25 protein-coding genes and 1 CRISPR repeat array are annotated in these 26,214 nt (G+C 67.3%); of the genes, 15 read left to right on the forward strand and 10 right to left on the reverse strand.

Annotated elements, in window-relative coordinates; all coding sequences use genetic code 11:
* Positions 1-5 precede the first annotated feature (5 nt).
* Entirely contained in the window at positions 6-1,181 is a 1,176-nt protein-coding gene (mobB, locus tag ABDZ36_RS10425) for a molybdopterin-guanine dinucleotide biosynthesis protein B (protein WP_211312159.1), read from the forward strand.
* A 192-nt stretch (positions 1,182-1,373) separates the two neighbouring features.
* Positions 1,374-1,988, forward strand: coding sequence for a trimeric intracellular cation channel family protein (locus ABDZ36_RS10430; protein ID WP_211312222.1), 615 nt, complete (start codon positions 1,374-1,376; stop codon positions 1,986-1,988).
* Between the two features lie 110 nt (positions 1,989-2,098).
* Here the strand turns inward: ABDZ36_RS10430 and ABDZ36_RS10435 are convergent, their stop codons facing one another.
* Positions 2,099-3,103, reverse strand: a complete 1,005-nt coding sequence (locus ABDZ36_RS10435; protein WP_211312158.1) for a zinc-binding dehydrogenase — start codon at positions 3,101-3,103, stop codon at positions 2,099-2,101.
* A gap of 160 nt (positions 3,104-3,263) precedes the next feature.
* Between ABDZ36_RS10435 and ABDZ36_RS10440 the strand changes: the two genes are divergently transcribed.
* Positions 3,264-4,367 (forward strand): Gfo/Idh/MocA family protein, encoded by a 1,104-nt coding sequence (locus ABDZ36_RS10440; RefSeq protein WP_211312157.1) that lies wholly within the window; start codon positions 3,264-3,266, stop codon positions 4,365-4,367.
* A 199-nt stretch (positions 4,368-4,566) separates the two neighbouring features.
* A complete protein-coding gene (locus ABDZ36_RS10445; RefSeq protein WP_211312156.1) occupies positions 4,567-5,541 on the forward strand; it encodes an amino acid kinase family protein in 975 nt (324 codons plus the stop codon).
* Between the two features lie 90 nt (positions 5,542-5,631).
* Here the strand turns inward: ABDZ36_RS10445 and ABDZ36_RS10450 are convergent, their stop codons facing one another.
* The 5 genes from ABDZ36_RS10450 to ABDZ36_RS10470 all read right to left on the reverse strand — a co-directional run bounded on the left by ABDZ36_RS10450 (position 5,632) and on the right by ABDZ36_RS10470 (position 11,729).
* On the reverse strand, positions 5,632-6,417 hold the full coding sequence (locus ABDZ36_RS10450; protein WP_211312155.1) for an HpcH/HpaI aldolase family protein: 786 nt from the start codon (positions 6,415-6,417) through the stop codon (positions 5,632-5,634).
* 68 nt (positions 6,418-6,485) lie between these two features.
* Entirely contained in the window at positions 6,486-6,770 is a 285-nt protein-coding gene (gene eif1A / locus ABDZ36_RS10455) for a translation initiation factor eIF-1A (RefSeq protein WP_211312154.1), read from the reverse strand.
* A 149-nt stretch (positions 6,771-6,919) separates the two neighbouring features.
* Positions 6,920-8,718: direct repeats of the CRISPR family, unit length 30 nt; unit sequence GCTTCAAACCCACAAGGGTTCGTCTGAATC.
* Between the two features lie 98 nt (positions 8,719-8,816).
* A complete protein-coding gene (locus tag ABDZ36_RS10460) occupies positions 8,817-9,725 on the reverse strand; it encodes an AEC family transporter (RefSeq protein ID WP_211312153.1) in 909 nt (302 codons plus the stop codon).
* A 114-nt stretch (positions 9,726-9,839) separates the two neighbouring features.
* Positions 9,840-11,039, reverse strand: a complete 1,200-nt coding sequence (locus ABDZ36_RS10465; protein ID WP_211312152.1) for an ABC transporter substrate-binding protein — start codon at positions 11,037-11,039, stop codon at positions 9,840-9,842.
* Between the two features lie 54 nt (positions 11,040-11,093).
* Complete coding sequence (locus tag ABDZ36_RS10470) at positions 11,094-11,729, reverse strand: FAD-dependent oxidoreductase (protein ID WP_343749306.1); 636 nt, start codon at positions 11,727-11,729, stop codon at positions 11,094-11,096.
* A 189-nt stretch (positions 11,730-11,918) separates the two neighbouring features.
* Here ABDZ36_RS10470 and ABDZ36_RS10475 point away from each other — a divergent pair, with 189 nt between their 5' ends.
* The gene (locus ABDZ36_RS10475; protein WP_211312151.1) at positions 11,919-13,799 is read left to right on the forward strand and encodes a sensor histidine kinase; all 1,881 of its coding nucleotides are present in this window, start codon (positions 11,919-11,921) and stop codon (positions 13,797-13,799) included.
* Positions 13,800-13,913: 114 nt separating this feature from the next.
* Here ABDZ36_RS10475 and ABDZ36_RS10480 read toward each other — a convergent pair whose 3' ends face one another.
* Together ABDZ36_RS10480 and ABDZ36_RS10485 are read right to left on the reverse strand one after the other, a co-directional pair.
* A complete protein-coding gene (locus tag ABDZ36_RS10480) occupies positions 13,914-15,089 on the reverse strand; it encodes a glutathione-independent formaldehyde dehydrogenase (protein WP_211312150.1) in 1,176 nt (391 codons plus the stop codon).
* Positions 15,090-15,173: 84 nt separating this feature from the next.
* Positions 15,174-16,085 (reverse strand): solute carrier family 35 transporter, encoded by a 912-nt coding sequence (locus tag ABDZ36_RS10485; RefSeq protein ID WP_211312149.1) that lies wholly within the window; start codon positions 16,083-16,085, stop codon positions 15,174-15,176.
* 58 nt (positions 16,086-16,143) lie between these two features.
* Here ABDZ36_RS10485 and ABDZ36_RS14900 point away from each other — a divergent pair, with 58 nt between their 5' ends.
* The 9 genes from ABDZ36_RS14900 (at position 16,144) to fba (ending at position 23,428) form a co-directional block, all read left to right on the forward strand.
* Complete coding sequence (locus ABDZ36_RS14900) at positions 16,144-16,473, forward strand: ATPase domain-containing protein (RefSeq protein WP_425545313.1); 330 nt, start codon at positions 16,144-16,146, stop codon at positions 16,471-16,473.
* Between the two features lie 49 nt (positions 16,474-16,522).
* The gene (glpR, locus tag ABDZ36_RS10495; protein ID WP_211312147.1) at positions 16,523-17,284 is read left to right on the forward strand and encodes an HTH-type transcriptional regulator GlpR; all 762 of its coding nucleotides are present in this window, start codon (positions 16,523-16,525) and stop codon (positions 17,282-17,284) included.
* Positions 17,281-18,189 (forward strand): 1-phosphofructokinase, encoded by a 909-nt coding sequence (gene pfkB / locus ABDZ36_RS10500; RefSeq protein WP_211312146.1) that lies wholly within the window; start codon positions 17,281-17,283, stop codon positions 18,187-18,189. The genes glpR and pfkB overlap by 4 nt, the downstream gene beginning before the upstream one ends.
* Positions 18,190-18,262: 73 nt before the next feature.
* Entirely contained in the window at positions 18,263-19,372 is a 1,110-nt protein-coding gene (locus ABDZ36_RS10505) for a PTS fructose transporter subunit IIC (protein ID WP_211312145.1), read from the forward strand.
* Between the two features lie 57 nt (positions 19,373-19,429).
* Positions 19,430-19,894 carry a PTS sugar transporter subunit IIA gene (locus tag ABDZ36_RS10510; RefSeq protein WP_211312144.1) on the forward strand — a complete coding sequence of 155 codons (465 nt, stop codon included), beginning with the start codon at positions 19,430-19,432 and terminating at the stop codon, positions 19,892-19,894.
* A 1-nt stretch (position 19,895) separates the two neighbouring features.
* Positions 19,896-20,174: an HPr family phosphocarrier protein gene (locus tag ABDZ36_RS10515; RefSeq protein ID WP_211312143.1), complete on the forward strand. Its 279-nt coding sequence runs from the start codon at positions 19,896-19,898 to the stop codon at positions 20,172-20,174.
* Positions 20,175-20,178: 4 nt separating this feature from the next.
* Positions 20,179-21,867, forward strand: a complete 1,689-nt coding sequence (ptsP, locus tag ABDZ36_RS10520) for a phosphoenolpyruvate--protein phosphotransferase (protein ID WP_211312142.1) — start codon at positions 20,179-20,181, stop codon at positions 21,865-21,867.
* Between the two features lie 3 nt (positions 21,868-21,870).
* Positions 21,871-22,344: a PTS fructose transporter subunit IIB gene (locus tag ABDZ36_RS10525; RefSeq protein WP_211312141.1), complete on the forward strand. Its 474-nt coding sequence runs from the start codon at positions 21,871-21,873 to the stop codon at positions 22,342-22,344.
* Between the two features lie 91 nt (positions 22,345-22,435).
* Positions 22,436-23,428, forward strand: coding sequence for a class II fructose-bisphosphate aldolase (gene fba / locus ABDZ36_RS10530; RefSeq protein ID WP_211312140.1), 993 nt, complete (start codon positions 22,436-22,438; stop codon positions 23,426-23,428).
* 128 nt (positions 23,429-23,556) lie between these two features.
* Here the strand turns inward: fba and ABDZ36_RS10535 are convergent, their stop codons facing one another.
* Positions 23,557-23,970 carry a hypothetical protein gene (locus ABDZ36_RS10535; RefSeq protein ID WP_211312139.1) on the reverse strand — a complete coding sequence of 138 codons (414 nt, stop codon included), beginning with the start codon at positions 23,968-23,970 and terminating at the stop codon, positions 23,557-23,559.
* Positions 23,971-24,341: 371 nt separating this feature from the next.
* On the reverse strand, positions 24,342-25,049 hold the full coding sequence (locus tag ABDZ36_RS10540) for a DUF7537 family lipoprotein (RefSeq protein ID WP_211312138.1): 708 nt from the start codon (positions 25,047-25,049) through the stop codon (positions 24,342-24,344).
* 84 nt (positions 25,050-25,133) lie between these two features.
* Here ABDZ36_RS10540 and ABDZ36_RS10545 point away from each other — a divergent pair, with 84 nt between their 5' ends.
* The gene (locus ABDZ36_RS10545; RefSeq protein WP_211312137.1) at positions 25,134-26,063 is read left to right on the forward strand and encodes a sulfide-dependent adenosine diphosphate thiazole synthase; all 930 of its coding nucleotides are present in this window, start codon (positions 25,134-25,136) and stop codon (positions 26,061-26,063) included.
* Positions 26,064-26,214: the final 151 nt, after the last annotated feature.

Genomic DNA, 26,214 nt, shown 5'->3' on the forward strand with positions numbered 1-26,214 from the left:
ACGCCATGAAGGTCGTCAGTATCGTCGGCGAGAGCGACGCGGGGAAGACCACGCTGGTCGAGCGCCTCGTCCCGGCGCTCGATCGCGCGGGCGCGACCGTCGGCACGGTCAAGGGCATCCATCATGCCGTCGAACTCGACGATCCCGGCAAGGACACCCACCGGCACCGGACGGCGGGCGCGGCACGCGTCGTCGGCGTCACGCCAGATCTCACTGCGTCGTTCCAGCCCGTCGGAAAGGACGACGGCGGACCGGACGCCGCTCTCGACCGCGCGCTCGCCGAGTTCGGGGCTGACGTTGACGCTGTGCTCGCCGAGGGCTTTTCGGGGTCAACGCTACCGAAACTCGTCGTCGGCGACCCGGGAGCGACCTCGTACGCCGATCCGGTCCTCGAACGTGTGTCGAGTCCCGACGACGCCGACAGCGACGCGCTCGCGGCGCGGGTCCTCGCGGCCGGCGCGAACCGGGACAACGTGGCAAGCGCCGACGCGACGAACATCGACGCGATGCCCCCGACGGGAGACGGAGCCACCCCGGCCCCCGCCGATCTCACGCACGAACTCGCGACGGGGATGCCGGTCTATCCGGGCGATCCCGGGGTGTCGATCGACGCCGCGGCGACGCACGACGACGACGGCTATCGCGTCTCCGCACTCGCGTTCGGGACGCATACCGGTACGCACGTCGACGCACCACGGCACGTCGATCCCGACGGGGCGACGCTCGGCGCGTTCGACCTCGCGGACTTCCGACTCGACGCGCGACGCGTCACGCTCGATGTTGACGCCCGCGAGGCCATCGGCCCCGAACGGTTCCCCACGCCCGACGACGCGGACGTGCTCGTCCTCGACACGGGATGGGCCGAGAAATGGGGAACACCCGAGTACGCCGACCACCCGTACCTTACCGCCGACGCCGCGGCGTGGTGCGTCGAGCACGGCTATCACCTCGCGCTCGACACGTTCAGCCCCGATCCGACACCGACGGCGAACGCCGGACCGGACGAACCGACCGGCGTCCCCGCACACGAGCGCCTACTCGGGGCGGAACAGCTCGTCTTCGAGAACCTCGCGATCCGTGATGCGGTCCCGGAGCGCTTCACCCTTCGGGCGTACCCGCTGGCGATCGACGCGGACGGCGCGCCGGTTCGGGCAGTCGCGGAACGCGACTACCGCGACTGACGCACGACGGACCGGACGCGCGACGGACCGGACGCACGACGGACCGGACGCACGACGGACCGGACGCACGACGGACTCGATGCGCACCGTGCCCGACATCCATCGAACGGTGGCCTCAATAGCACCGACGCCGTGGGATCGAGCGTGCTGTCGGACGTCGTCGCCGCCGTCCCTGTCCGCCCGTTCGCCGTCATGAACGCCGTCGGCCTCGTCGCGTTCGCGCTCGTCGGTGCGACGAAGGCGATCCGCGAGGAGTTCGATCTGTTCGGCGTCACCGTCGTCGGCCTCGCGACGGCGTTCGCGGGCGGCGCGACGCGGGACGTCCTCGTCGGACGCGTCCCGCTCGTCCTCCGTTCGTTCGGCGAAATCTCGCTCGCGCTGCTCGGCGTCGCGCTCGCCGTCTGCGCGCATATCGTCCTCGACGCCGCCGACGAACATCCGGCGACGCTCGTCGCGGACGCGATCGGCCTCGCGGCGTTCACGACCGCGGGCGCGATCGTCGCGACGAACGTCGGCGTCTCGGGATTCGGTGTCGTCGCCGTCGCCACGATCAACGCCGTCGGTGGCGGCGCGCTCGCCGACCTCCTCCTCGGTCGCCAGCCGTTCGTCCTCTTCGACGACTTCTACGCCAGCTGTGCGGTCCTCGGCGGCGTCGCGTACTGGCTGGCCGCGAGCATCGGCGGCTCCCCTGGGCCGGCCGCGGCACTCTGTGCAAGTGTCACCGTCTGCACGCGACTCCTCGCGGTCTCGCTCGACTGGCACCTCCCGACCGCACAGCGTCTCGGTCGTCACTGGCGGCGTCGCTAAGCCACCCCAAATAGCCGATGCGTCCGCTGTCAGAGAAAACCCCGGAAACAGCAGTATATCCCCGATTAGACCCGTGATACTGCGGACGGACCGGTGTGATTCTCCGGGCGCTATTCGTTCACGAGGAGGAGCTTCCCGCGGAAGTCGCCGTTCTCCGCGCGGCGGTGTGCGTCGGCCACGTCCGCGAACGCGAAGCGCTCGTCGATGTGTGGCGTAATCGCGCCGTCGTCGACGAGCGTCGCCAGGTCCGCGAGTTCCTCGCCGATGCGTTCTTGGCCCTCACCGAGGAGGACGGGAAGGATGACGAGTACGACGCCGAGTTCGAGCGAGTTCGCGTGCATCGGCGCGAGCGAGAGCGATTCCGCGGCGCTGGACTCCGTGGTCACGACTGCACCGTACGGGCGGACGGCTTCGAACGACGTCGCGAGATGGTCATCACCGACAGGATCGAAGACGACGTCGAAACCGCCGCCGCTCGCGTGCTCGGCGACGTACGTCTCGACGTCGGTCGTCGTGTAGTCGACGGTCGCGTCCGCACCGAGCGTCGCCGCGAAGTCGCGTTTCACTGCTGTCGAGCCGGTTGCTGTCACTTCACAGCCGAGCCAGTCGGCGAGCTGGACGCCGATGTGCCCGACGCCGCCGCCCGCGCCGTAGACGAGTACCTCGTCGCCGAGGCCGGCCGCCGCCTTGTCGGTCAGCATCTCCCACGCCGTCAGCCCGACGACCGGGAGCGACGCGGCGTCGGCCAGCGGGATCGACGACGGCGCGTGTGCGAACGTCCCCGAGTGGCCGACGACGTAGTCCGCGAGCGCACCCTGTCGACCCGCCCCGCCGGGCATCCCATACACCTCGTCGCCAACGTCGAACGCCTCGACGCCCTCGCCGACTGCGTCGACGACGCCCGAAACGTCACAGCCGAGCGTCGCCGGGAGTTCCGGCGCGAAATCCGGAATGTCGCCCCGTCGAATCTTGTAGTCGACGGGGTTGACGCTTGAGGCCGCGACCTCGACGCGGATCTCGCCGGGATCCGGCTCCGGGACTGGAACCGTCTCGGTCTTGAAGGCGTCCGCGTCACCGTACGCCGCGATCCGGTGTGCGGTCATCTCCGTGGACATGAATCACGCTTCGAGCGCCCGCGCGGAATAAGCGGCGGTCGCGGCGACCGATGCGTGTTCTCGCCGCCGGTGCCGGGGGTCGGCCGCGAGGGTATGTCGTTTCGCCTGTCGGTCCCTCGTCGTGCGTCACTTTCACGCTCCCCCCGGGTGAAGAGCCTGCATGAGCACCGACACGCTCTCCGTCGGCGTCCTCGGCTACGGCTTCATGGGGAAGGCGCACGCGAACGCGCTCCAGCGTCTCCCGATGTTCTTCCCCGATGCCCCGGACGTCTCTCTCGACGTTCTCTGCGGCCGCGACGCCGATGCGGCGCGCGACGCCGCCGATCGCTTCGGCTTCGCCGCCGTCGAGACCGGCTGGCGGGACACGATCGACCGCGTCGATGTTTTCTACAATCTCGGGCCGAACCACGTCCACGTCGAGCCGTCGATCTACGCGCTCGAACACGACGTGCACGTCCTCTGCGAGAAACCGCTCGCGCCGACGCTCGCGGACGCCGAGCGGATGGCCGACGCCGCGGCGGAGAGCGACGCCGTCGCCGCGACCGCGTTCAACTACCGGTTCGTCCCCGCCATCGAGTACGCCCGGCAACTGATTGCCGACGGCGTCCTCGGCGAGATCAGACACGTCCGCGCGCGCTACCTCCAGGACTGGCTCGTCGATCCCAACGCGCCGTGGTCGTGGCGACTCGACGCCGACAGCGCGGGGTCGGGCGTGCTGGGCGACCTCGGCGCGCACAGTATCGACCTCGTCCAGTTCCTCGTCGATGATATCGCGGCGATCAGCGGGAACTGCACGACGTTCGTCGAGGAGCGCCCCGATGAGGACGGGGAGTCGCGGCCCGTCACGGTCGAGGACGCGTTCAGCGCGCAGGCGGAGCTGGCGAACGGCGCGACGGCGACGTTCGAGGCGACGCGCTGTGCGACCGGGCATAAGAACACGAACGCCCTCGAAATCGAGGGGACGGCGGGCGCGATCCGCTTCGACCTCGAACGGCTCAACGAACTCGACGTGCTCCGCGGCGACGATCGCGGCTTCGAGCGCGTGCTCGTCACCGACGAGGACGACCCCTACATCGAGCACTGGTGGCCGCCCGGCCACACTATCGGGTGGGAGCACACATTCGTCCACGAGAACGCCGCGTTCCTCACCGCCGCGGCGGCGGGCGACGACTACGACCCGGACTTCGGGACAGGCCGCGACGTCCAGCGCGTTATCGAGGCCATCGGGACGAGCGACGAGCGCCGGGAGTGGGTGTCGCTGTAACAGAGGGTGAGCGCGCCGGTGAGCCAGGCGTCCGCGAACCAGTAGTGGGCGACGCCGCCGACCGCGAGCGCGACGGCCGCGCCGACGACCAGTGGGCGTCGATGGAGGGCGGACACAGGCGCGCCTTTCGCCTCGGCGCACATAACGTTACGTCCCGCCGGCCGCAACCGCCTTCCTGCTTGCGGCCCCCGACTCGCGTATGAGCCGTTTCGTCGTCGCGCTCGGCGGGAACGCCCTCCTCCGCTCCGGCGAGGGGACCGTCGCCGAGCAGCGCGCGCGCATCCGCGAGACACGCGACGCCCTCGCGCCCCTCCACGAGCGCGGGCACGACCTCGTCTTCACGCACGGTAACGGCCCGCAGGTCGGCAACCGACTCCTCGCCGAGGAGCAATCAACTGGTGAGGCCGAACCCCTCGACGTCCTCGTCGCCGAGACGCAGGCACAGGTGGGCTACCTTCTCCAGACCGGCTTCGGCGACGCCTTCGGCGGGCCGCCCGCACCGCTCGTCACACGCGTTCGCGTCGACCCGAACGACCCGGATTTCGACGATCCGTCAAAGCCGGTCGGGCCGTACTACACCGCCGACGAGGCCGCCGAGAAGGAGTTCCGGACGACCGCAGTCCACGGGGATGGGGACACGCGATACCGGCGCATCGTCCCGTCGCCCGACCCGATCGAGGTCCTCGAGGCCGACCACCTCGCCGCGCTCGTCGCGAACGATGCCGGGCCCGTCATCTGCGGCGGCGGCGGTGGCGTTCCGGTCGTTCCGCGCGGGGCGACCGACGAGGAGACGAATGCGAGTGGCGGGACGGCAGAGAGGAAGCACGGAGAGCCGGGCGAGTACAAGGGCGTCCCCGCCGTCGTCGACAAAGACCACACGACGCGGCTCGTCGCGGATGTCGTCGACGCCGATACCGTCGTCATGCTCACCGACGTCGAGGCGGTGTATCAGGACTACGGGAGCGACGACCCGACGCCGATCCGTGAGGCGACGCCGGACGAACTCCGCGCGCTCCGCGAGGTGGGCGAGTTCCCTGCCGGCAGCATGCGACCGAAGGTAAGCGCGTGCGCACGCTTCGTCGACGAAACCGGCGGGCGCGCAATCGTCACCGATCCTGCGTCGCTCGGCGACGCGCTGGACGGCGAGGCTGGCACGACCGTCCGACCGGCGTGAGTCGAAGGAGGAGGGCGCGGCTACTCGTCGCGCGCCTCCCCGTCGGCTCACACCTCACTCCGTTCAGCGTTCGCGGGTCCCGACAACGCGCTATTGCGCGTTCTCGTATCGCTCGTGCCAGTCGCCGAACGTTCCCGTGAGCGCGCCGAGCGTGCTCCCGACGTGAAGGAGCCGATAGCCGTCCGCGACCTTCGCGACGGCGTCGTCCATCCCGAAGGTGAGCCCGCCGAGGGTCACGTCGTGCTCGATCGCGGCGTCGCGCACCGTCTCGACCGCCGCCTCGACCTCGGGATCGGCGAGGTCGCCGGGAGAGCCGTACGCGACGGAGAAGTCGTTCGGCCCGAGGAAGGCGAAGCCGAGTTCGGGGACGGACAGGATCTCGTCGATGTTCTCGACCGCCTCGATGGTCTCGATCGTCACACCGACGAGGACTTCCTCGTCCTCGGTCCCGATGTAGTCGTCCGCGAGTCCGTAGCGCGCGGATCGCGGGCCGGCAAGCCCGCGTCGACCCGGATTGCCGTCGTACTCGAAGTTCGCCGCCGCGATGGCGTCGCGGACCTCCGCGGCGGCCTCGACGCGCGAGAGGAAGAGGTTCCGAACCCCGGCGTCGAGGGCCTTGCGCACCATCGCCGGGTTCGCCTCGGGGACGCGGACGAGGAGTTCCGTGTCGGTCAGTTCGGCCGCGCGCAGGAGGCCTTCGAGCGCGTCGGCGTCCCACGGACTCGGCCCGCCGTGCTCCAAGTCGACCCACACGAAGTCGAAGCCGAGTTCGCCGACGACTTCGACGACCGCGGGGCTGTACGTGTTGTCGAGAACGCCGAACGCCGGCGTGTCGTCGTCGAGTGTCCGTCGAAGGTCGTTGTGTCGAGGGTCCACGTCGGGACGACACACGGCGATCGCAAAAGGATCCGGGCCGGGGCGGCGCGCACCGCAACGCGGCCACGCTACTGGATGTGGCCTTCCTGTCGGAGCTGCTCGGCGGCGTCGTCGTCGTAGCGCCACTCGACGTTCGCCTTCTCGTCCTGCCAGTCCCACGGTTCCGCGATGACGACGTCACCCTCCGAGATCCACGTCCGGAACTTCATTCGGCCGGGGATGCGTCCCATCCGTTCCTCGCCGTCCGCACAGCGGAGCTGGACGCGGCTCCCACCGAGCATCTCGGTGACGACCGCGAAGACCTGGTTGTCGTCGGGCATTCTGAGGTTCCGACGGCCCTGATTGTCGCTCATACAGACAATAGGCCAGCTACACGGTTAAACGATTCCCCTTCGAGCATCGCGCGGGACACGATACCACAGCGTCGTGGGCGGGCCAGCCCTGGATACATGGGACGCCGTAGTCACGCCGTCGGGATCGCAGAAATCGGCCGTAGCGGATCGATTTAACCCTACAAGGGTTCGTCTGAATCGCGGCGTCTCGATCGCGCGCCTCTACACGTCGACGCTTCAAACCCACAAGGGTTCGTCTGAATCCTCCCCGCTCGCGGCCGACTCGAAGGCTACTCACGGCTTCAAACCCACAAGGGTTCGTCTGAATCCGTCGTCGTGATACTGGCCTCATCGGTGACGTTGCTTCAAACCCACAAGGGTTCGTCTGAATCTGCGATAGGGTTGGGCGATCCCCCGCGACTTGACGAGCTTCAAACCCACAAGGGTTCGTCTGAATCCCTGCAGTATGGTCCCGGCAGCCGTGTCGACGACGCTTCAAACCCACAAGGGTTCGTCTGAATCCGATGCGACCGCCCGACAGCTTGCACGGGACGAGGCTTCAAACCCACAAGGGTTCGTCTGAATCGAGCGTGATAGGCGCGAATGGCCTTCATCTCGAAGTTGGGCTCGCTTCAAACCCACAAGGGTTCGTCTGAATCGTGGCAGACGACCGCGTCCGAGAAGAGCGACAGCGTGCTTCAAACCCACAAGGGTTCGTCTGAATCCACCTGTCTCTCCCATATCCCATTATTGGCAGGCACGCTTCAAACCCACAAGGGTTCGTCTGAATCCATCGCCATTCGACACCCGCTTCCAGGAGCTGGTGCTTCAAACCCACAAGGGTTCGTCTGAATCGACCGCCTATTTCTGCTTGTGTGTTTGTGTGCGTGCGCTTCAAACCCACAAGGGTTCGTCTGAATCACGGCGTTCACACCGAGGTTCCAACAATGAGCGGAGCTTCAAACCCACAAGGGTTCGTCTGAATCGGGCGGCCGGCGCATCGCCCGCAAACGCAAACTGGGCTTCAAACCCACAAGGGTTCGTCTGAATCCCAAACAAGAGCAACCGCGCATGGGATACGAGCCTGCTTCAAACCCACAAGGGTTCGTCTGAATCCTCGCAAGCCGATGGGACCGGGCGACGGCGAGCGCTTCAAACCCACAAGGGTTCGTCTGAATCTCGGTGGGCACCCAGTCGATGCGACCGTCGAGGCCGCTTCAAACCCACAAGGGTTCGTCTGAATCCGACCTATCCTCGGCGGTACAGCCGATCGCCGAAGCGCTTCAAACCCACAAGGGTTCGTCTGAATCAGCCGAGTTCGATTCTCGGCGTCGAGTCTCAGGGCTTCAAACCCACAAGGGTTCGTCTGAATCCATCAAGGAAGATGGGTACACGCAGCCCATTGTCACGCTTCAAACCCACAAGGGTTCGTCTGAATCGCCGGACGTCACGAAGACGCTCAAGCAGGAGATCGAGCTTCAAACCCACAAGGGTTCGTCTGAATCCTTCCACCCCTTCCGCACCCCCCGGACACCAAGTGCTTCAAACCCACAAGGGTTCGTCTGAATCAAGTCGCTGAGCGCGAGTTCGCCCGATTGGACCTGGCCGCTTCAAACCCACAAGGGTTCGTCTGAATCACACAGAGATGCGCACACGGCACCCCGGCGTCGCTGCTTCAAACCCACAAGGGTTCGTCTGAATCACGGAGTCAGTCATTCAGCCCACCTCCGGCCACAAGCTTCAAACCCACAAGGGTTCGTCTGAATCTGAATCGGGTCGATCTTCACGGCCGCGCCGTCCGCATCCTGGCTTCAAACCCACAAGGGTTCGTCTGAATCAACCTGCAAGGATTTATGACCCTGGCCGCGAAAGCAGCTTCAAACCCACAAGGGTTCGTCTGAATCCCGCCCGGAACCGTCACGACACTACTCAAGAATGAGCTTCAAACCCACAAGGGTTCGTCTGAATCCCGCCCTATTTCAGGCGGTGTATGTCCTCATACAGCCGGTTTCACAAAGTCGTTTCCGTCGACCCGCGATTCACCCCAATCTCCCGGGGGGTCGATGGTTAATGGACGAACTGTAGGAAGGCGAAGACGGCGACGAGCGACGTAATCGTGGTAATGAAGACGTTCGCGGAGGCGAGGCGGGTGTCGCCGCCGAGTTGTGTCGCGTAGATGAACGTCGAGATGGCGGTCGGCATGGCGAGCATGACGACGCCGGTGTAGACGGTGATGGGATCGCTCGTGAGGAGTGTGAACGCGACGAACGCGAGGACGGGCATACAGACGACCTTGAGCGCGACGACGGCACTGACGGTGGGAATGTCGACGCCGTCGGGATCAAGGGTGAGCGAGGCCGCGACGGAGAGGAGTGCGACGGGAAGCGCGAGTTGGGAGAGCCACCCGAGGGTGGTCGTGGCGATGTCGGGAACGGGAAGGCCGAACGCGGCGAACCCGAGGCCGAGGACGAGCGTGACGATCACGGGATTGCGCGCGATCCCGACGAGTTCGTCTCGGAGGTCGGCGTCGGCGTCGTTGATCGTCATGAGGACGAGGACGGTGAGCGGGACTTGGACGAGTGAGCCGATACCGAGGAGAACGCTGGCTTTCGCCGTGGCGGCCGCACCGAGGGACATCGCGACGATCGGGAGACCGAGAAACCCGAAGTTGCCGTGGTAGGATTGGACGATGGCGACACTACGCTTCGCGGCTGTGTCGACGCGCCGATGGACGACCCACGCGATGGCGGCGACGGCAAGCTCGACGAGGACGAATGCGGCGATCATACCGGGCGAGAAGACGGTAGCGATATCGGTGGTCGCGGTCGAGTCGAAGATAAGCGCAGGGAGCGCGATATAGAACGCGAAGCGCGTTAGGTAGTCAGCGCGCGTGGGCGTGAGAAGCCCGACGCGACGGGCCACGAGCCCGGTGCCGAGGAGCCCGAACAGATAGAGTAGATTGGAGGCCAGACCCATACGGGGGGGTAGCGTGGAAGCCGCTTGTCGTTTTCGCTCTCTCCTGACTGCGGCGGTGGAGCGGGCTACGGCGATGCGAACCGAGGCGGGGACAGAGTGCGGCCGTTTCGTCGATCAGTTCGCGGTCACGATCTCGGCGACGCGCTGGCGATCGAAGAGCTGCTCGTCGGCGGGGATCTGCGGATAGGGTTCGCCGTCGGTGTAGCCCGGCCACTCACCGAAGACGTCGGGGTAGAGCTGTTTGGCGGTCATCTCGATCTGGAAGAGGTTCATCAGCGGGCCCTGATAGCGCATCCCCTGTGCGTAGACGCGGTCGTTCTGCACGGCGGAGAGCTGTTTGCCGACCGGATCGGCGCGGAGCTGCTCGCGGACGTTCGCCATGTCGTAGCGCGAGGTCATCCCCCAGAGGTGAAGGATGACGTCGGGGTCGGCCTCGACCATCGTCTCGTAGCCGACGGAGCCCCAGAGGCCGTCCCACTCCTCGTCGCCGAAGGCGTCGATGGCGGCGAGCGGACGGGTGTCGGCGAGCCAGAAGCCCGGCCGGTTGAGGTGGTACGTCCAGAACTGCCCGTCGCCGAGGGTGACGCGGACAGCGGTCGGGCGCTCCTCTTTCGGCGGGAGGTTCGCCTCGATGTGGTCGATGAGGTCGGTGTGGACGGCGTTTAACTGCTCGAAACGCGTGCGCTCCCGGAAGACCTCCGAGACGCGCCCGAAGAGCTCCCAGAGCGTGTAATACTCGTAGGAGTCGGCGTACGCCTTCGGGGGCGCGTTGTGCGTGCCGCTGTAGAAGTTGCCGAAGAACGGCCCGACGTTCTCGACGACGTCGTCGACGTCGTCGCGACTCCAGTTCTTCTGCGTGCTCGCCCACGCGGGCCCGAGGAGGTGGACGTCGCTGTCGAGTTTGTAGAAGAACTCCTTCGTGAAGTTGTCGTAGGGGTTCGGGAGGCCTTCCCAGTCGAAGGACACCCCATCGAGGTGCTCGTAGTAGTAGTTCATCGTCGTCCCGGACATCTCGGGGACGAACAGCGAGTTGACGGTGTCGCCGTGGCCGAGCGCGACGAGCATGTCCGCGTACTGCGGATACATGGTGAAGACGTTCTCCGGGATGCTGTCGAACTCGACCTCGCCAACGGGCGCAATACTCGCAGTGTACGACCCGCTCCCAGTAGTGGTGGCCGTGCTCGTACTCGTCGACGTCTCGGTCGTTGCGTCGTCGTTCTCGCCGCCCATACAGCCGGCGAGGAGGGCGCTCCCGACGGCCCCCGCACCGGCGAGGTACGCGCGCCGCGTTCTGTGTGGCGTCCGGTCTGCCATAATTTAGGGTAGCCTAAACCAACGGTTAACGTTTCCGGGTTCGGCTCGCGGACGTCAGGCAGGGCCGAAGCTCTCGATCGCGGCCTCGGCGGGATCGCGGTCGGCGGCGTCGAGGAGCGCCTTGACGTCCGCGACGAAGTCGTCGAAGCCGAACACGTAGATCGCGGATGTGGGGACGCTCGGATCGTCGGTGTCGAGTTCATCGAGGGTGTCGACGACGACGACGGTCGCGCCCGCCTCGTCGAGAGCGTCGAGTCGCGCTCGGTGCGGCGGGTGCTCACCGCGGAAGACGACCGTCGCGTCGTGGTCCGCCTCGATTGCGCGCTCAGCAACGCCGACCGCGGGACCGATTCCCGGTCCGGCAGCGTAGACGACGACGTCGCCCTCGCCGCGGTATTCGATGTTCCCGAGCGGTCCCTCGATCTCGATCTCGTCGTCGACGTCGCGCTGCGCGAGCCATGTGCCGAGGGACTCCTCGGGGGACTCGTCTTCGGGGTAGCCGACGGTGATCTCGAACGTCTCGGTCACGTCGGGCGAGGAGATCGTGTAGTAGCCGGCGTCGTCGTCGCCGGGACGGCGAACGAGGACGAACTGGCCGGGGGCGGCGTCGAACGACGCCGGGGCGTCGAGTTCGATGGCGACCGTCTGCGGGCCGACGTCGGCGACGGCCGCGACCGTGAGTGTTGGCATGATCGGCGGTAGGACCGAGCGCGGGATAAACGACGCGTCTGGGGCGAGACGGGCCGAGACGGCGGCCGTCGCGATATCGGTGTACACGGATCGAAGCGAGGAAGGACGACGCGACGAGTGAGCACGGAGCGCCACGACCAATACTGTTGCCCAACAGATTTTTGAAACTATATCTGAATACTCAGAGTAGTGAAACCGACACCGGGGGAGGGGTGGCTCGCCACCTCGAACCTGCGACGGCGTGCGGCCGTCCTGATCGTCGCCATCCTCGGTGCCCTCCTCCTCCTCCCGCCGCTCTTCGACATCTGGGACGACTGGACGAACCCGCCGTTCAAGCCGCTCTGGACGGCGCTGATCGAGAACGGGATCGGGGTCGTCCTCGCAGGCACACTGGCCGCCGGGGGCGTCTGGCTCTACCGGCGCGACTGGGAGGACGAGTACGTCTACGGGGCCGCAGAGTGGGTCATCGCCATCGTCGTCGGCCACGCCGTCGTCATGGGCTGGATTCTCTTCGTGCAGGTCTCTCTCCAGGGCGACCTCAAGCCGTACATCATCGCGATGGACGGCATCGTGTTAAGCGCCGATGTTGCGCTCGGCGTCGGCGTCTACAACGCCCGGAGCAAGCGAAACCGAGATCGACTCGAAGCCGAGCGCGATCGGCTCTCCGCGCTCTACGAGAACAGTAGCGACCCGATCGCGACCGTCCGCTTCAACGGCGACGCGACCGTCGAGGCCGCCAACGACGCCTTCCGCGAGCGCTTCGACGGGAACGCCGACGACATCCTGGCCGATGCCCCGCGCACCCTGAGCACTGAGTCCGTCCGCGAGAGCGGGATCGACGGGACGCTGGAGTACGAGTGGGACGCCGGCGACGACCGGGATTACCGCGTCAGTGTGACGCCGGTCGACGCCGACGACGAGGGCGTCCGCGTCCACCTCCGCGTCGCCGACATCACCGAGCAGACCGAACTGGCCCGCGAGGCCGAGGCCCGCGAGCGCCTCGAGCACCTCCACCGCATCGCCTCCGACCTCGCGACCGTCGACGCCGTCGACTCGGCGTACGAACGGACGCTCAACGCCCTGCGTTCGACCGTCGCGTTCGACGAGGCCTGCATCGTCGTCGACGGCGAGATCGTCGCCGGGCGCGGTGCCGAGACGGCCCTCGACCGCGAGAGCATCGAGCGAGTTCAGACGGGGGCCGTTCCCTCCGACGGGGGGGCGATCACGCGTACCGACGAGGACGGCCGGACGGTCCTTACCGTTCCGGTCGGCGACGACGCCGTCTTGCAGGCGGGCGTGGACGAATCGACGCTGCGCGACTCACAGATCACCGCGGCCGAACTCCTCGGCACGCATCTCCGCGAGACCCGTCAGCGCCTCGAACGGGAGGACCGCCTGCGCGATCAGCGCGAGCGCCTCGAACTCCTCAACCGGACGTTCCGTCACGACCTGATGAACGACGCGAACGTCATCGACGCCCGCGCGTCGCTCCTCGACGAGCACGTCGACGAGGAGGGCGAACGATACCTCGAAACCGTCGCGGAGCGCGCCGACGAGATGAGCGAACGTATCGAGACGATGCGCTCGCTGATGAAGGCCGTCGAGGGCGAGGACCACGACCTCACGCCGATGTCGGCCGCGGCGGTGATGAAGGCGCAGGTCGACGACGCCCGCGAGACGTATCAGAGCGCCGCCTTCGAGGTCGACACGCCGCTTCCCGACGACGACGTACTCGCCGACGACCTGCTCGCCGACGTCTTCCAGAACCTGCTCGCGAACGCCGTCGAGCACAACACCGCCGACGCCCCGCACGTACGCGTGAGCGCCGAACGCGACGGCGACGCCCTCCGCGTCACCGTCGCGGACAACGGACCGGGCATCGACTCCGATCGGCGCGCCGAGGTCTTCGAACTCGGCGAGAAGGGCGAGGCGAGCAGCGGCACCGGGGTCGGCCTAAACATCTGTCAGCGGATCGTCGACTCCTACGGCGGCGACATCACGATCGGTGACGCGCCCGGCGGTCTCGGCGGCGCGGCGTTCACCGTGCGTCTCCCGGTCGCAGACGAGTAGTCGATCCGGACGCGCCCCTCGGCATCCGCCAGTACCGGACCATAACACACGCGGAGGCTCGTTTCTCGTACAGTGAGAAAAACGGGTCGGCCGGTGACCACCGCGCAGACCACGTTACGGCTTCAACAGGACCTTGAGGACGTCCTCGTCGCGGTTGTCGAAGCGCTCGTAGAGGTCCGGTGCCTCGTCGAGGCCAGTCTCGTGGGTGACGACGAAGCTCGGGTCCGCGACGTCCTCGGCGATGAGGTCGCGGAGGTAGCGGTTGTACTTCTTCACGTCGCACTGGCCGGTACCGAGCTGTTGGCCCTTCTCGAAGAGCTTCCCGAAGTCGATGCCGAGGCGACCCTGCGCGGCCATCTCGTTCGGCGCGCCCGGATCGGACGGCACGTAGAGGCCGACGATCCCCAACTGGCCCTTCGGCTTCACGACGTCGATGAGCTGATTCAGGACGACGGCGGGGTTCTCGCGGGCTGGGTCGTAGGCGTCGCTCCCGACGTCCGTGTCCGGGTCGAGTGCTTGGTAGCCGACCGCGTCGACGCCCTTGTCGACTTCGCCGCCGAAGTCGTTCTCGATCTGCTTGACCGGGTCACCCTCCTCGAAGTTGATGGGGACGGCATCGGAGTGTTCGGCCGCGAGGTCGAGGCGCGAGCCGACGCGATCGACGATGTAGATCTTCGAGGCACCCTTGATCTTCGCGCTGTACGCGGCCATCTGGCCGACCGGACCCGCCCCGAAGATCGCGACCGACTCGCCGGGTTGGAGGTCGGCGAGTTCGGTACCGTGCCACCCCGTCGGGAAGATGTCGGCGAGGAGCGCGAAGGACTCCTCGTACTCGTCCTCGGGCTCGCCGGGGAGCGTGAGTGCGTTGAAGTCCGCGTAGGGGATGCGGAGCTTCTCGGCCTGGCCGCCCTGATAGGGACCCATGCCGACGTAGCCGTACGCGCCGCCGGCCGGGACGCCCCCGGAGGGGTTGACGTTCGTACAGAAGCCGGTCTTGCCCTCCTCGCAGTTCTGACAGTGCCCGCAGGCGACGTTGAACGGGAGGACGACGCGATCACCGACTTCGAGGCCGTCGACGCCGTCACCGACCTCCTCGATGACGCCCATGTTCTCGTGGCCGAAGACGATCCCCGGCTCCGCGTCCGTACGCCCTTCGTACATGTGCAGGTCGGACCCGCAGATGCACGTCGTCGTGATGTCGAGGATCGCGTCGGTCGGGCTCTGGATCGTCGGTTCCTCCACGTCGTCGACTTCGACGTGATGCTCTCCGTGGTAGACAACTCCTTTCATGATACGCAGTACACACTACACGACCATGATAGATATAGATGCACCCTGACGGCGGTGAATGCCCCCTTCTCCGGACGGCCGCCGTCACCGGACGACGAGCGCGGCACCGGCGACGACGACGAGCGTTCCGAGGACGATGCGGCCCGTGATGCGCTCGGTGTCCAAGAAGTGGGCCGCGAAGCCGACGGTGAAGAGGGGGACGGTCGCGACGAGCGGGTCGACGACCACGACTCGCCCGGCGGGAGCGGCGAGCGCGCCGAACACCGCGACCATTCCGATGGCGATACAGCAGCCACTTCCCACAAGCGACGCTACGCTCTCCCGGGGCGGTGTGAACACGTCCGTTCCGGAGGAGCCGCCGAGGACGGCCGCGAGTACGAACAGGCCTGCGAGTTCGTTCGTCGCGACGGCGGCGAACACGTCGACGTCACCGACGTGGAGCCCGGCCCGTCGAAGCGTCCGACTCGCCGCGTACGTCGCCGCTGCAACGAACGGGAGAACGAGGTCCCGCCGGTGCCACCCGCCGCGCTCGCCGCCGCCGTGCGACCGCGCACGTTCGATGACTAGGAGTCCGACAACGAGGATGCCGACTCCGGCGACCCGAACGGGCGTCACGGGTTCGCCCAGTACGGTGACGCCGAGCACGGTGGCGAACACGGGGCGAACGCTGAGGGCTGCACTGTAGACGCTCGCACCGAGTCGCTCCAGACCGATGAGACCGATCAGCCGACCGAGCCCCGTCCCGAGCGCGCCCGTGAGCACGAATAGGCTGAGAACGCGCAGGTCGGCGGTGAGAAGCGCCCGGAGGGCGTCGGAACCGTGGACGATGACGTGCGCGGTCGAGACCAGCGCAGTGTCGACGGCGAGCGCGACCAGCACCGCTTGTCGTGGCCGCGCGCCTCGATTCAGCGCGCGCTTGAGGAGGACCGGGCTCGCCCCCCAGAGCGCGGCCGCGAGCACGACGAGCACGTAGACGGACGGCGTCGAAAGCGCCACACGGAATCCCGAGGGTCGACGCGGTGAAAGACCCACTGGCACCGGTCGCGTCTTCGGAGTGGAACCGAGGTGCCGCCGTGCGGGCCGCGGGGGCGTCGTCGGCGGACGAATGTATCTCGTCCGCGGGAACCCCGGCACGGAGAAGACTCTTCTCGGCATGGAGTTCCTCAGCGAGGGGCTCGACGCCGGCGAGACCGTCCGCTTCATCCACGGTGAGGAGTCGCGTGACGACATCGTCGCCAACGCGGCCGCACTCGGCTCGGGATCGACGTCGGGACAAAGTGACGGACACGCTCGCCCGCATATGGCAGTAGCAGTGACGGGACCGGGTGCCGACGCACACCCGTTTCGGCCACGATCGCGCGGAAACGAACAGAGTCGGAAATAAATAGTTATACGCGGTGCACGTCTTCCCCCGATAGAGACAACGTTTAGCAATGCTACCGGAAGCGAGAAAACGCAAGATAGTGGAACTGGTGTCGACGCACGACGGCCAGTCCGTCTCGGAGCTCGCCGAGGAACTCGACTACTCGAAGGCGACGATCCGGCGCGATCTGCGGGCGCTGGCGGAGGAGGGACTGATCGAGCGCAGCCACGGTGGGGCGCTACCGACGTCGTCGGTCGCCAGCGAGCGGCCGTACGGTGAGCGCGAGGTCCAGAACCTGGAGGCGAAGCAGGCCATCGCGTCGCGTGCCGTCGAGGAGCTCGCCGACACCGAAGTCGTCTTCTTCGACGCGGGGACGACGACGACCGAGGTGGCCCGGCGCGCACCGGGAGACCTGCTCGCGGTGACGAACTCGCCGCCGCTCGCCGTCGAGTTGGGGGAGAACGTTGAGGAGGTGAAGCTCACCGGCGGGACGCTCCGCAAGCGCACGCGCGCGCTCGTCGGACCGACCGCCGAGTCGTTCATGGAGCGGACCAACTTCGATCTCCTCGTCCTCGGGACGAACGGGATCGACGTCGAGGCGGGGCTCACGACACCGAACGAGAACGAAGCGCGGATGAAGGAGCTGATGGTGGAGAAGGCGAACCGCGTCGTCCTCGTCTGCGACGCCACGAAGGTCGGCGAGCGGAGTTTCGTGCAGTTCGCGACGTTCGAGGACATCGATCACCTCGTCACGGACGCCGCGCTTCCGAAGCGACTCGCGGAGACGCTCGACGCCGCGGGCGTCCGCGTCACCGAGGAGGCGACGACGTGATCCTCACCGTTACGCCGAACCCGGCGCTCGACTACACGGTCGAGCTCGACGAACCGCTTGAGGCCGGGACGGTCGTCCGGACGGACGGCGCGCGCGTCGACGCGGGTGGAAAGGGGATCAACGTCTCACAGTATCTCCACGCACTCGGCTCGGAGACGGCCGCGAGCGGGTTTCTAGGCGAGCCGTTCGGTCGAGTGTTGGCGGACGAGCTCGCCGAGTCGGGCTTCGAGACGGCGTTCGTCTCGGTTGAGGAGTCCACCCGGCTCAACCAGACGATCCTCGCGACGGACGGCGAGTACAAGATCAACCAGAACGGCCCGCACGTCTCCGAACGCGCCCTCGACGACCTGCTCTCACGCGTGAGCGAACGCGGGCCGCCGTCGCTCGTCGTCGGCGGGAGCCTTCCGCCGGGCGTGAGCGCCGACGACATCGACCGGCTCGCGGCGGCCGGCGACTGGGCGACAACGGTGGACGTCGGCGGCGAGATGTTGGCCGATCTGGCGGGCGACTACGCTCTCTGCAAGCCGAATCGCGAGGAGTTGGCGGCCGCGACGGGGATGGCCACGGACAACGTGGACGACTGCATCGCGGCCGCAGAGGCGCTGCGCGAAACGGGGTACGAGCGCGTGATCGCCTCGCTCGGCGGTGACGGCGCGGTGCTCGTCGGCCCGAACGGGGCGTTCGTCGCGGACGCACTAGACGTGGACGTCGTGGACACGGTCGGGGCGGGCGACTCACTCCTCGCGGGCGTGCTCGCGGCGTACGACGGTGGTGCGGACGACGCGACAGCGCTCGCAACCGGCGTCGCGGTCTCCTCGCGGGTCGTCGGGACGGCGGGGACGAGCGTTCCGGACCTCGACGGGATCGAGGACGTCCGCGACGGCGTGCATGTCCATCGGCGGTGATCGGTCAAAGTCGCTCAGAAGAGAGCATATCCGAACGGTTTTAACCACCGTCGAACAATTATCGTGACAGACTATGGCAGATCTGTCCACAGCGTATCGGGACTACCTGACCTCCATCAAGGACGACTTGATGACGGGGGTATCGCACATGATCCCGTTCGTCACCATCGGCGGGATCTTCCTCGCGCTGGGCTACGCGTCCGCGAGCGTCTTCGGCGACGTCACGAACGTCTTCGAGGCGACAGGGACCCTCGGATGGTTCTTCGCACAGGTTGGGAACATCGGCCTCACGATCATGGTGCCGATCCTCGGCGCGTACATCTCGTACGCGATCGCGGACAGACCCGGTCTCGCACCCGGGTTCGTCCTCTCGTATCTCATCCAGCAGGGGAACGTCCTGCAGGAAGCCGGGAAGATCATCGGGATTCAGGGCGGCGCGGCGGGTGCCGGCTACCTCGGCGCGCTCGTCGCCGGCCTGATCACCGGGTACGTCGCGCTGTGGTTCAAGCAGCGCACCGTCCCCGAGTTCATCGAGCCGATGATGCCCGTGCTCATCATCCCCGTCGCGACAACGCTCGTGCTCCTCCCCGTGATGCTGTTCGTCGTCGGCGTCCCCGTCTCCATCCTCAACGCCGCGCTGACCGGCTGGCTCCGCGGAATGCAGGGCGGACAGGCGATCCTCGTCGGAGCCATCCTGGGCGGCATGATGGCCTTCGACATGGGTGGGCCGATCAACAAGGTCGCGTACGTCTTCGCGACCGGCCTCATCAGCGAGCAGATTTACGGCCCGATGGCCGCCGTGATGATCGCGGGGATGACGCCGCCGCTCGGCATGGCGCTCGCGAATCTCGTCGCCCCCGAGAAATACCCCGCGGAGATGTACGAGAATGCGAAGAACGCCATCCCGCTGGGTCTCTCCTTCATCACCGAGGGCGCGATTCCCTACGGTGCCTCCGATCCCGGCCGCGTCATCCCCGGCATCGTCGCCGGGTCCGCCGTCGCGGGTGCCGCCGCGATGGGCCTCGGCGTCACGATGCCCGCGCCCCACGGCGGCATCTTCGTCATCCCGCTGTCGAACAAGCCGTTCCTCTTCCTCGGCTGTCTCGTGGTCGGTGCCGTCGTCACGGCGGTCATCGAGTACGTCATCACGCCGGGGTACGACGAGCGCGTCGGCAACGTATAGCCAACGTATTATCCGAGTGCGGAACGCTTACCCTCCGCGCAACATCACTCACAAACGATGAACGAAACTGAGCTGAAGTCGCTGATCGACGTCGATCTGATCTCGCTCGACGAACCGCCGGCGGAGAAGGAAGCGGTCATCGAACACCTCCTCGACCTCGCCGTCGAGGCCGGCCGTGTCTCCGACCGCGAGCAGGCGCTCGCCGACCTCCTCGAACGCGAGGAGGAGTCGACGACGGGCGTCGGCATGGGGATCGGCATCCCGCACGCGAAGACGACGGGCGTCGAGGAGCCGACACTCGCATTCACGCGCTCCACCGAAGGCGTCGACTTCGGCTCGATGGACGACGAGCCCGCGACGCTCTTCTTCATGATCCTCGTCCCCGAGGCGTCCAGCGACGACCACCTGCAGATCCTCTCTAGCCTCTCGCGCTCGCTCGTCCACGAGGAGACGCGCGAGAAGCTCCACGAGGCCGAGACGCCCGAGCGCGTCCAAGAGATCATCATCGAGGAGGTGGCCTGAGATGCCCGAGCGCGTGATCACGGTTGTCCCCGAGGAGGGCCTTCACGCTCGCCCGGCCTCGCTGTTCGTCGAGACCGTCAACGAGTACGACGCCGAGGTGACCATCGGCCCCGAAGGCGCGGCCGACGACGACCTCGTGAACGCGTCCTCGATGCTCGCCGTCACCGGCCTCGGCGTCGCCGGCGGCGAAAAGCTCCGCGTCGTCGCGGAGGGCTCGGACGCCGAGGACGTCCTCGACGCCCTCGAAGAACTCCTCTCCACGCCGGAGGACGAGCTCTGAAGCCATGAGCGAACGACGACTCACGGGGATCGACGTCACGCCGCTCGCCGGCGTCGGCACCGCCGTCTGGTACCGGCCGGACGCCGACCTGCCGGAGCCGCCCGCCCCCGAAGACGTGGACACCGCGTCGGAGCAGGCGGCGTTCGAGGACGCCGTCGCCGAGGCCGAGGCCGAACTCGACGCCGAGCGCGAGCGCACCGCCGAGCGCGTCGGCGAGGACGAAGCCGCCGTGTTCGACGCGCATATTCAGTTCCTCAACGACCCGCAGATCGCCGACGGCGTCGCCGAGCGCATCGAGGATGGACTCCCCGCGGCCCACGCCGTCCAGGAGACCTTCGCGTCGTTCATCGACCAGTTCGCCGGGATGGAAGGAAAGATGGCCGAACGCGCGGACGACCTCCGGGACGTTCGGGATCGACTCCTGCGGCTCCTCACGGACGGCGAACGCGTCGATCTCTCCGCGCTGCCCGAGGGGAGCATCGTGCTCGCCGAACGGCTCACGCCCTCCGATACGGCACAGCTCGACCCCGATCGGGTCGCCGGCTTCGCGACGATCACGGGCGGGCGGACGAGCCACGCGGCCATCTTCGCGCGCTCGCTCGCCATCCCCGCGGTCGTCGGTATCGGCGAGGCGCTGGAGGACGTCGCGGACGGTGAAACGGTCGTCGTCGACGGGAACACGGGCGAGGTCGTCGTCGATCCCGACGAGGACACCGCCGCGGCCGCGAGCGAAAGTACGGAGGCCGACGTGCGCGAGGAGGCCGTCGAGACGGCTGACGGCCGCGAGATCGAGGTCGCGGCGAACATCGGAACGCCGGCGGAACTCGCCCCCGCGGCAGAGCGCGGCGCGGACGGCGTCGGGCTCTTTCGCACCGAGTTCCTCTTCCTCGATCGCGACGACGCGCCCGACGAGGAGGAGCAGTACGAGGCCTACACGGAGGCCATCGAGACGTTCCCGGACGGCCGCGTCGTCGTCCGGACGCTCGACATCGGCGGCGACAAACCCGTCCCCTACCTCGATCTGCCGGACGAGGAGAACCCGTTCCTCGGCGAGCGCGGCATCCGTCGCTCGCTCGGCCCGGACGCCGGGCTCTTCGAGACGCAACTGCGCGCGCTCCTGCGCGCGGACGCCGACACGGACGTCGGAAGCCTCGCGATAATGCTCCCGCTCGTCACGACTGTCGAAGAGGTGGTGGCGGCGGAGACCGTCATGGATCGGGTCATCGGCGACCTCAAAAGAGATGGCATCGACGCGGAGCGCCCCGAGTTCGGCGTGATGATCGAGACGCCGGCGACGGCCTTCATGGCGGACGAACTCGTCAGGCGCGTGGACTTCTTCAGCATCGGGACGAACGACCTCGCACAGTACGTGATGGCGGCCGAGCGCGGCAACGACGCGGTCGCGGATCTCGGCGACTTCCGCCAGCCCGCGGTGCTTCGCGCGATCGACGCGACGACGAGCGCCGCCGAGGGGACGGACGTCTGGGTCGGAATGTGCGGCGAGATGGCGGGCGACCCCGAGCTGACCGAACTGCTCGTCGGTCTCGGGCTGACCGAGCTGTCGATGAGCGCAGTGACGGTGCCGGCGGTGAAAGCGCGGGTGACCGAGATCGACACCGACGCGGCGAGCGCGCTTGCCGAGCGCGCGCTCAACGCCGCCAGTAAAGACGAAGTAATCGAACTCATAACGTAACGCATGAAGCTAGTCGCAGTCACCAGTTGTCCGACGGGTATCGCACACAGCCAGATGGCGGCGGAGAACCTCGAGACGACGGCCAAAGAGATGGGCCACGAGATCAAAGTCGAGGTCCAGGGTGCCATGGGCGCGGAGAACGAGCTCACCGCCGACGACATCGCCGCGGCCGACGCGGTCATTATCACGGCCGACACGGCCGTCCAGACGGACCGCTTCGAGGGGAAGCCGGTCGTGCAGGGGCCGGTGAAGGCCGGCGTCAACCGCGCGGGGGAGATGGTCGAACGGGCCGTCGAGGCCGCCGAGGCCGGCGAATCCGGCGTCATCAGCGAGGGATCGGGAAGTGAAACGGAGGCGGACGCAGAGACGGACGAGGGCGACGCGGCGGCGACGAGCGAAGCAGAGGAGCCGACGAAGCGCGGCGGCGACCCCGAGAAGGGGATCTTCCGTCGGCTCCGTCGGTGGCTCTCCGGCTAACTCGGTTCGGAGTTTTCGTTTCTGCGCGACTCTGCGCATTTCCGCATCAATTATACGGATGGCGAGGAACCACCCGAACGAGGTAACACAGATGGGTTTCTACGGCGGCGACGAACTCTCGAAGGTGTACGCCGACGGGCTGGAGGACGGTTTCGGCCTCGTCGCGAGCAACATCGCGGAACCGAACGTGTTGCTGGGGCTGCTAGACGGCGCGGAACGCGTCGGCTCGGACCTCCTCGTCCAGATGAGCGCTGGAGCCTGCCGGTTCGCCGGGGACGGCGACGAGGTGGCGGGCCTGAAGGCGATGGGCAACTACATCGAGGTGATGGCCGAGCAGCGCGACATCGGCGTCTTCCTCAACATGGACCACCAGACGGACATGGCGTTCATCGAGGCCCAGATGGACCTCGACATCCCCTCCTCGATCATGATCGACGCGAGCCACGAGGAGTTCGAGGAGAACGTCGCGCGCTCGAAGCGCGTCGTCGAGATGGCGGAGGAGAAGGGATCGGACGTCATCGTCGAGGCCGAGCTCGGCCGGATCAAGGGCGTCGAGGACGAGATCGAGGCCGAGGAGGCCTACTACACCGACCCCGAGCAGGCCGTCGAGTTCGTGGAGCGGACGGGCTGTGACCTCCTCGCCATCTCCGTGGGCACCCAACACGGCGTCGCGAAGGGCAAGGATCTCGAACTCCGCCCGGACCTCGCACGCGACATCCGCGACGCCCTCGACGACCACGGGCTCGACACGCCGCTCGTCCTCCACGGCTCCTCGGGGCTCCAGCCCTCGCAGGTCGAGGAGATGATGCAGCACGGCATCTGCAAGATGAACAAGGACACGCGCTACCAGTACGAGTACACGCGGACGGCCTTCGACCTCTATCGCGAGCACACGGACGAGATCGTCCCGCCGGAGGGCGTCCCGGACAGCCGCGACACGTTCTTCGAGGACACGGACTGGTCGCCGAACAAGGACGTCTTCGACCCGCGCGTCGCCGGCCGCGACATCCGCGAGCGCATCGCCGACGTCCACGCGAACCTCGCCGAGCTCGCCGGGAGCGCCGGCAAGAGCCGCTACACCTAACGACCCCGATTCTTTTCTCGTTCTACCCTGCCGTCCTAGTGAATAGTTCGACGGCCGCGTCACGTCTGTTTTCGACGCCGAGAATACAGCGTCGAGGCGACGATGTCGATCTCGACACGGTCGCCGTCTCAGGAAGCCATGCTGCGTTCCGTCTCGTTTATGACGAGATAGGTGCCACTCTCGGTGACGGTGGCATTCACGCGGTTCGCGTCGGTATCGATTCGCGCGTCAACGTGCGTATCGTTCGCGTAGCGGAGCGACCGGATCAGCGCGAAGTCGGAGTCGTTCGCGACGTGCGAGGCGTCGTAGGGAAGCGAGAGCGTTGTCGCCCCTGCACCGGGAGTGACGAAGACGGCGGGGGAGACGCTCGCGTTCATGTATCGTTCGGGAACCGAGGTCGGTTGGAGCGGTGCGCGCGTCGCCGGATGGAACGCAGAGCGAGGCGCGGTGAGCGTGAGCGTCGCATTCGATGGCGTGCGGAGCGTCCGCGTAACGTTCTCGGTGAGGAAGTCGTGGCGGCGCTCGTAGGCGGGCCGGGACATGACGGCGTACTCGGTCAGGCTTTGTCCGGCGACCTGCGCGCTGACGGTGTTCGCGCTCGCGTCGACGGTGGTGTCGAGGGCAACGAGGCTCCCCCAGCGCCGCGGCGTGTAGACGGCGAGCGTGGACTCGTTCGTGACGCGTGTGGCATTATAGCCGGCAGTGAGCGTCGCGCTCGCGGCGCTCCGTGTCCCCTTGGTGGCCAGGACGGGTGAGACGGTCGTGTTCGCGTACAGCGCGAAATCGGTTTCGCCGCGGGCGCGTGCGACGCTGAGTTCCCCGACGTCGTCAACGGGAACGATCGCGGTGAGCGTCGCCGAGGCGTTCGGCGCGCGAGCTGTCGCGGTCGTCGGGGCAAGGGCGGCGCTCGCGTTCAGTACCCACGACGGGGGGGGACGCTCGCGCTCCCGAGGTCGGCGAGCGAGAGCGAGACGGTGAGTTCGCCGAAGTCGGTGGCCCAGACGAAGCGGAACTCGACCGGCACGCCGTCGGGCGTGACGAGTAGGCTGGCAGAGCGGAGGGGGTCGGAGCCGTTCCGGTGAAGCGCTGGGTTCGATGTCCCGGTGCCGCGATAGTGGTGGAGCGTCCGGCCGTCGCGGTGGACGGTGCCGTTGTAGGCGAAGGAGACGTTCCCGACGGCGCGGAGGGTGCCGCGGACCGGGGTGCGGGCGTCGGGACCGGCGAGTCGGAACTCCGTCTCACCCTCGAAGGTCCGGTTGACGTAGCCGACGCCCTCGGCGGGCTGGTAACTCGTCCTGTCGAACGTGTCGTTCTCGTGGTTTGTCAGGATGGTCCGGACGAGGCGTTCGCCGCTGGTGGTGTTCGCGACGACGGTGTGACGGGTGACACTCGTGGCCCGCGGGAACGTCGTGTTCTCCCGGTGGTCGCGCTCGACGATGACGCCCCGATAGCTGCCGGCGTCGTCGAGGGCGGTCTGCACGTCGGCCGTCGATATCGGCGTCTCGTAGGGCTGTGTGGCGTTCGCTCCGCCGTCACTGGGCCCGCCGGGAAGGAAGCCGGCACAGCCGGCGAGGACGCAGAGGGCGGCGAGCGCGGCGGCGAGTAGGGTGCGTCGTGGCACGCCCCGGTGGTGTCGTCCGAGCCACAAAATCGCTCGGGCCGCGCCATCGCCACGTCTAAATACTTGGTTGTAACACTAGGTTGTATGTCGTTCGAAGGGTTCAGCGACGCGACGGAAGCACAGGTCACGACCGCCATCGCCCGCTCGTGGGGCGACGAGTTCCTCGACTACACCGACACCGAGGTCATCATCGTCGGCGGCGGCCCCTCCGGCCTCGTCGCCGCGAAGGAGCTCGCCGAGCGCGGCGTCGACGTGATGGTCGTCGAGAAGAACAACTATCTGGGCGGCGGGTTCTGGCTCGGCGGTTTCCTGATGAACAAGCTCACCGTTCGAGAGCCCGCTCACCGCGTCCTCGACGAACTCGGCGTCCCCTACGAGGAGGCCGAGGAAGCCGACGGACTCCAACTCACCGACGGCCCGCACGCGTGTTCGGCGCTCATCCATGCGGCCTGCGACGCCGGCGCGAAGATCCAGAACATGACCGAGTTCACCGATATCGTCGTCCGCGAGGACCACGAAGTGTCGGGCATCGTCATGAACTGGTCGCCCGTCCACGCCCTCCCGCGCGAACTGACGTGCGTCGATCCCATCGCGGTCGAATCCGACCTCGTCATCGACGCGACCGGTCACGACGCCGTCGTCGTCTCCAAACTCCAGGAGCGTGGCGTCGTCGACGCACCCGGTATCGAGCACGTCGACGAACACGAGGCCGGCATGGACACCACCGAGGACGGCGAGTACGGCGCGCCGGGCCACGACTCGCCGGGCCACGATTCGATGTGGGTCGCCGACTCCGAGGACAAGGTCGTCGAGTATACGGGCAAAATTCACGACGGGCTCCTCACCTGCGGGCTCTCGACGGCGACGACGCACGGGCTCACCCGCATGGGGCCGACGTTCGGTGCGATGCTCCTCTCGGGCAAGCGCGCCGCCCAGGTCGCCATCGACGAGCTCGGCGTCGAGGCCCCCGGCGTCGACGTGCCGGGCGCGTCGCCCTCGCCCGCGGACGACTAGCGCGCTCGCGTTCTACCTTTCTTCGAGGAGAGAATCCCGCTCTTTAGGGCGTTCACAAGACCTTCGGTCTTGTGCGCCCGAAAGACGCTTAGTACCTAGCGTAACTTCTGGAGGTATCCGCCAAGATACTCGTCGATCCACGAAGCCGCGA

It is taken from the genome of Halarchaeum salinum, assembly GCF_039520965.1.
GTDB classification, from domain to species: domain Archaea; phylum Halobacteriota; class Halobacteria; order Halobacteriales; family Halobacteriaceae; genus Halarchaeum; species Halarchaeum salinum.

What these genes read in the sequence shown, in the direction of transcription:
- ABDZ36_RS10435 (WP_211312158.1), bottom strand. Translation starts at nt 3,103, where the DNA reads ATGTCCACGGAGATGACCGCACACCGGATCGCGGCGTACGGTGACGCG.
- eif1A (WP_211312154.1), bottom strand. Translation starts at nt 6,770, where the DNA reads ATGAGCGACAATCAGGGCCGTCGGAACCTCAGAATGCCCGACGACAAC.
- ABDZ36_RS10445 (WP_211312156.1), top strand. Translation starts at nt 4,567, where the DNA reads ATGAGCCGTTTCGTCGTCGCGCTCGGCGGGAACGCCCTCCTCCGCTCC.
- glpR (WP_211312147.1), top strand. Translation starts at nt 16,523, where the DNA reads ATGCTACCGGAAGCGAGAAAACGCAAGATAGTGGAACTGGTGTCGACG.
- ABDZ36_RS10460 (WP_211312153.1), bottom strand. Translation starts at nt 9,725, where the DNA reads ATGGGTCTGGCCTCCAATCTACTCTATCTGTTCGGGCTCCTCGGCACC.
- ptsP (WP_211312142.1), top strand. Translation starts at nt 20,179, where the DNA reads ATGAGCGAACGACGACTCACGGGGATCGACGTCACGCCGCTCGCCGGC.
- ABDZ36_RS10510 (WP_211312144.1), top strand. Translation starts at nt 19,430, where the DNA reads ATGAACGAAACTGAGCTGAAGTCGCTGATCGACGTCGATCTGATCTCG.
- ABDZ36_RS10515 (WP_211312143.1), top strand. Translation starts at nt 19,896, where the DNA reads ATGCCCGAGCGCGTGATCACGGTTGTCCCCGAGGAGGGCCTTCACGCT.
- ABDZ36_RS10470 (WP_343749306.1), bottom strand. Translation starts at nt 11,729, where the DNA reads ATGCCAACACTCACGGTCGCGGCCGTCGCCGACGTCGGCCCGCAGACG.
- ABDZ36_RS10535 (WP_211312139.1), bottom strand. Translation starts at nt 23,970, where the DNA reads ATGTCCCGGCCCGCCTACGAGCGCCGCCACGACTTCCTCACCGAGAAC.
- ABDZ36_RS10505 (WP_211312145.1), top strand. Translation starts at nt 18,263, where the DNA reads ATGGCAGATCTGTCCACAGCGTATCGGGACTACCTGACCTCCATCAAG.
- fba (WP_211312140.1), top strand. Translation starts at nt 22,436, where the DNA reads ATGGGTTTCTACGGCGGCGACGAACTCTCGAAGGTGTACGCCGACGGG.
- ABDZ36_RS10545 (WP_211312137.1), top strand. Translation starts at nt 25,134, where the DNA reads ATGTCGTTCGAAGGGTTCAGCGACGCGACGGAAGCACAGGTCACGACC.
- ABDZ36_RS10430 (WP_211312222.1), top strand. Translation starts at nt 1,374, where the DNA reads ATGAACGCCGTCGGCCTCGTCGCGTTCGCGCTCGTCGGTGCGACGAAG.
- ABDZ36_RS10525 (WP_211312141.1), top strand. Translation starts at nt 21,871, where the DNA reads ATGAAGCTAGTCGCAGTCACCAGTTGTCCGACGGGTATCGCACACAGC.
- mobB (WP_211312159.1), top strand. Translation starts at nt 6, where the DNA reads ATGAAGGTCGTCAGTATCGTCGGCGAGAGCGACGCGGGGAAGACCACG.
- ABDZ36_RS10465 (WP_211312152.1), bottom strand. Translation starts at nt 11,039, where the DNA reads ATGGCAGACCGGACGCCACACAGAACGCGGCGCGCGTACCTCGCCGGT.
- ABDZ36_RS10440 (WP_211312157.1), top strand. Translation starts at nt 3,264, where the DNA reads ATGAGCACCGACACGCTCTCCGTCGGCGTCCTCGGCTACGGCTTCATG.
- ABDZ36_RS10480 (WP_211312150.1), bottom strand. Translation starts at nt 15,089, where the DNA reads ATGAAAGGAGTTGTCTACCACGGAGAGCATCACGTCGAAGTCGACGAC.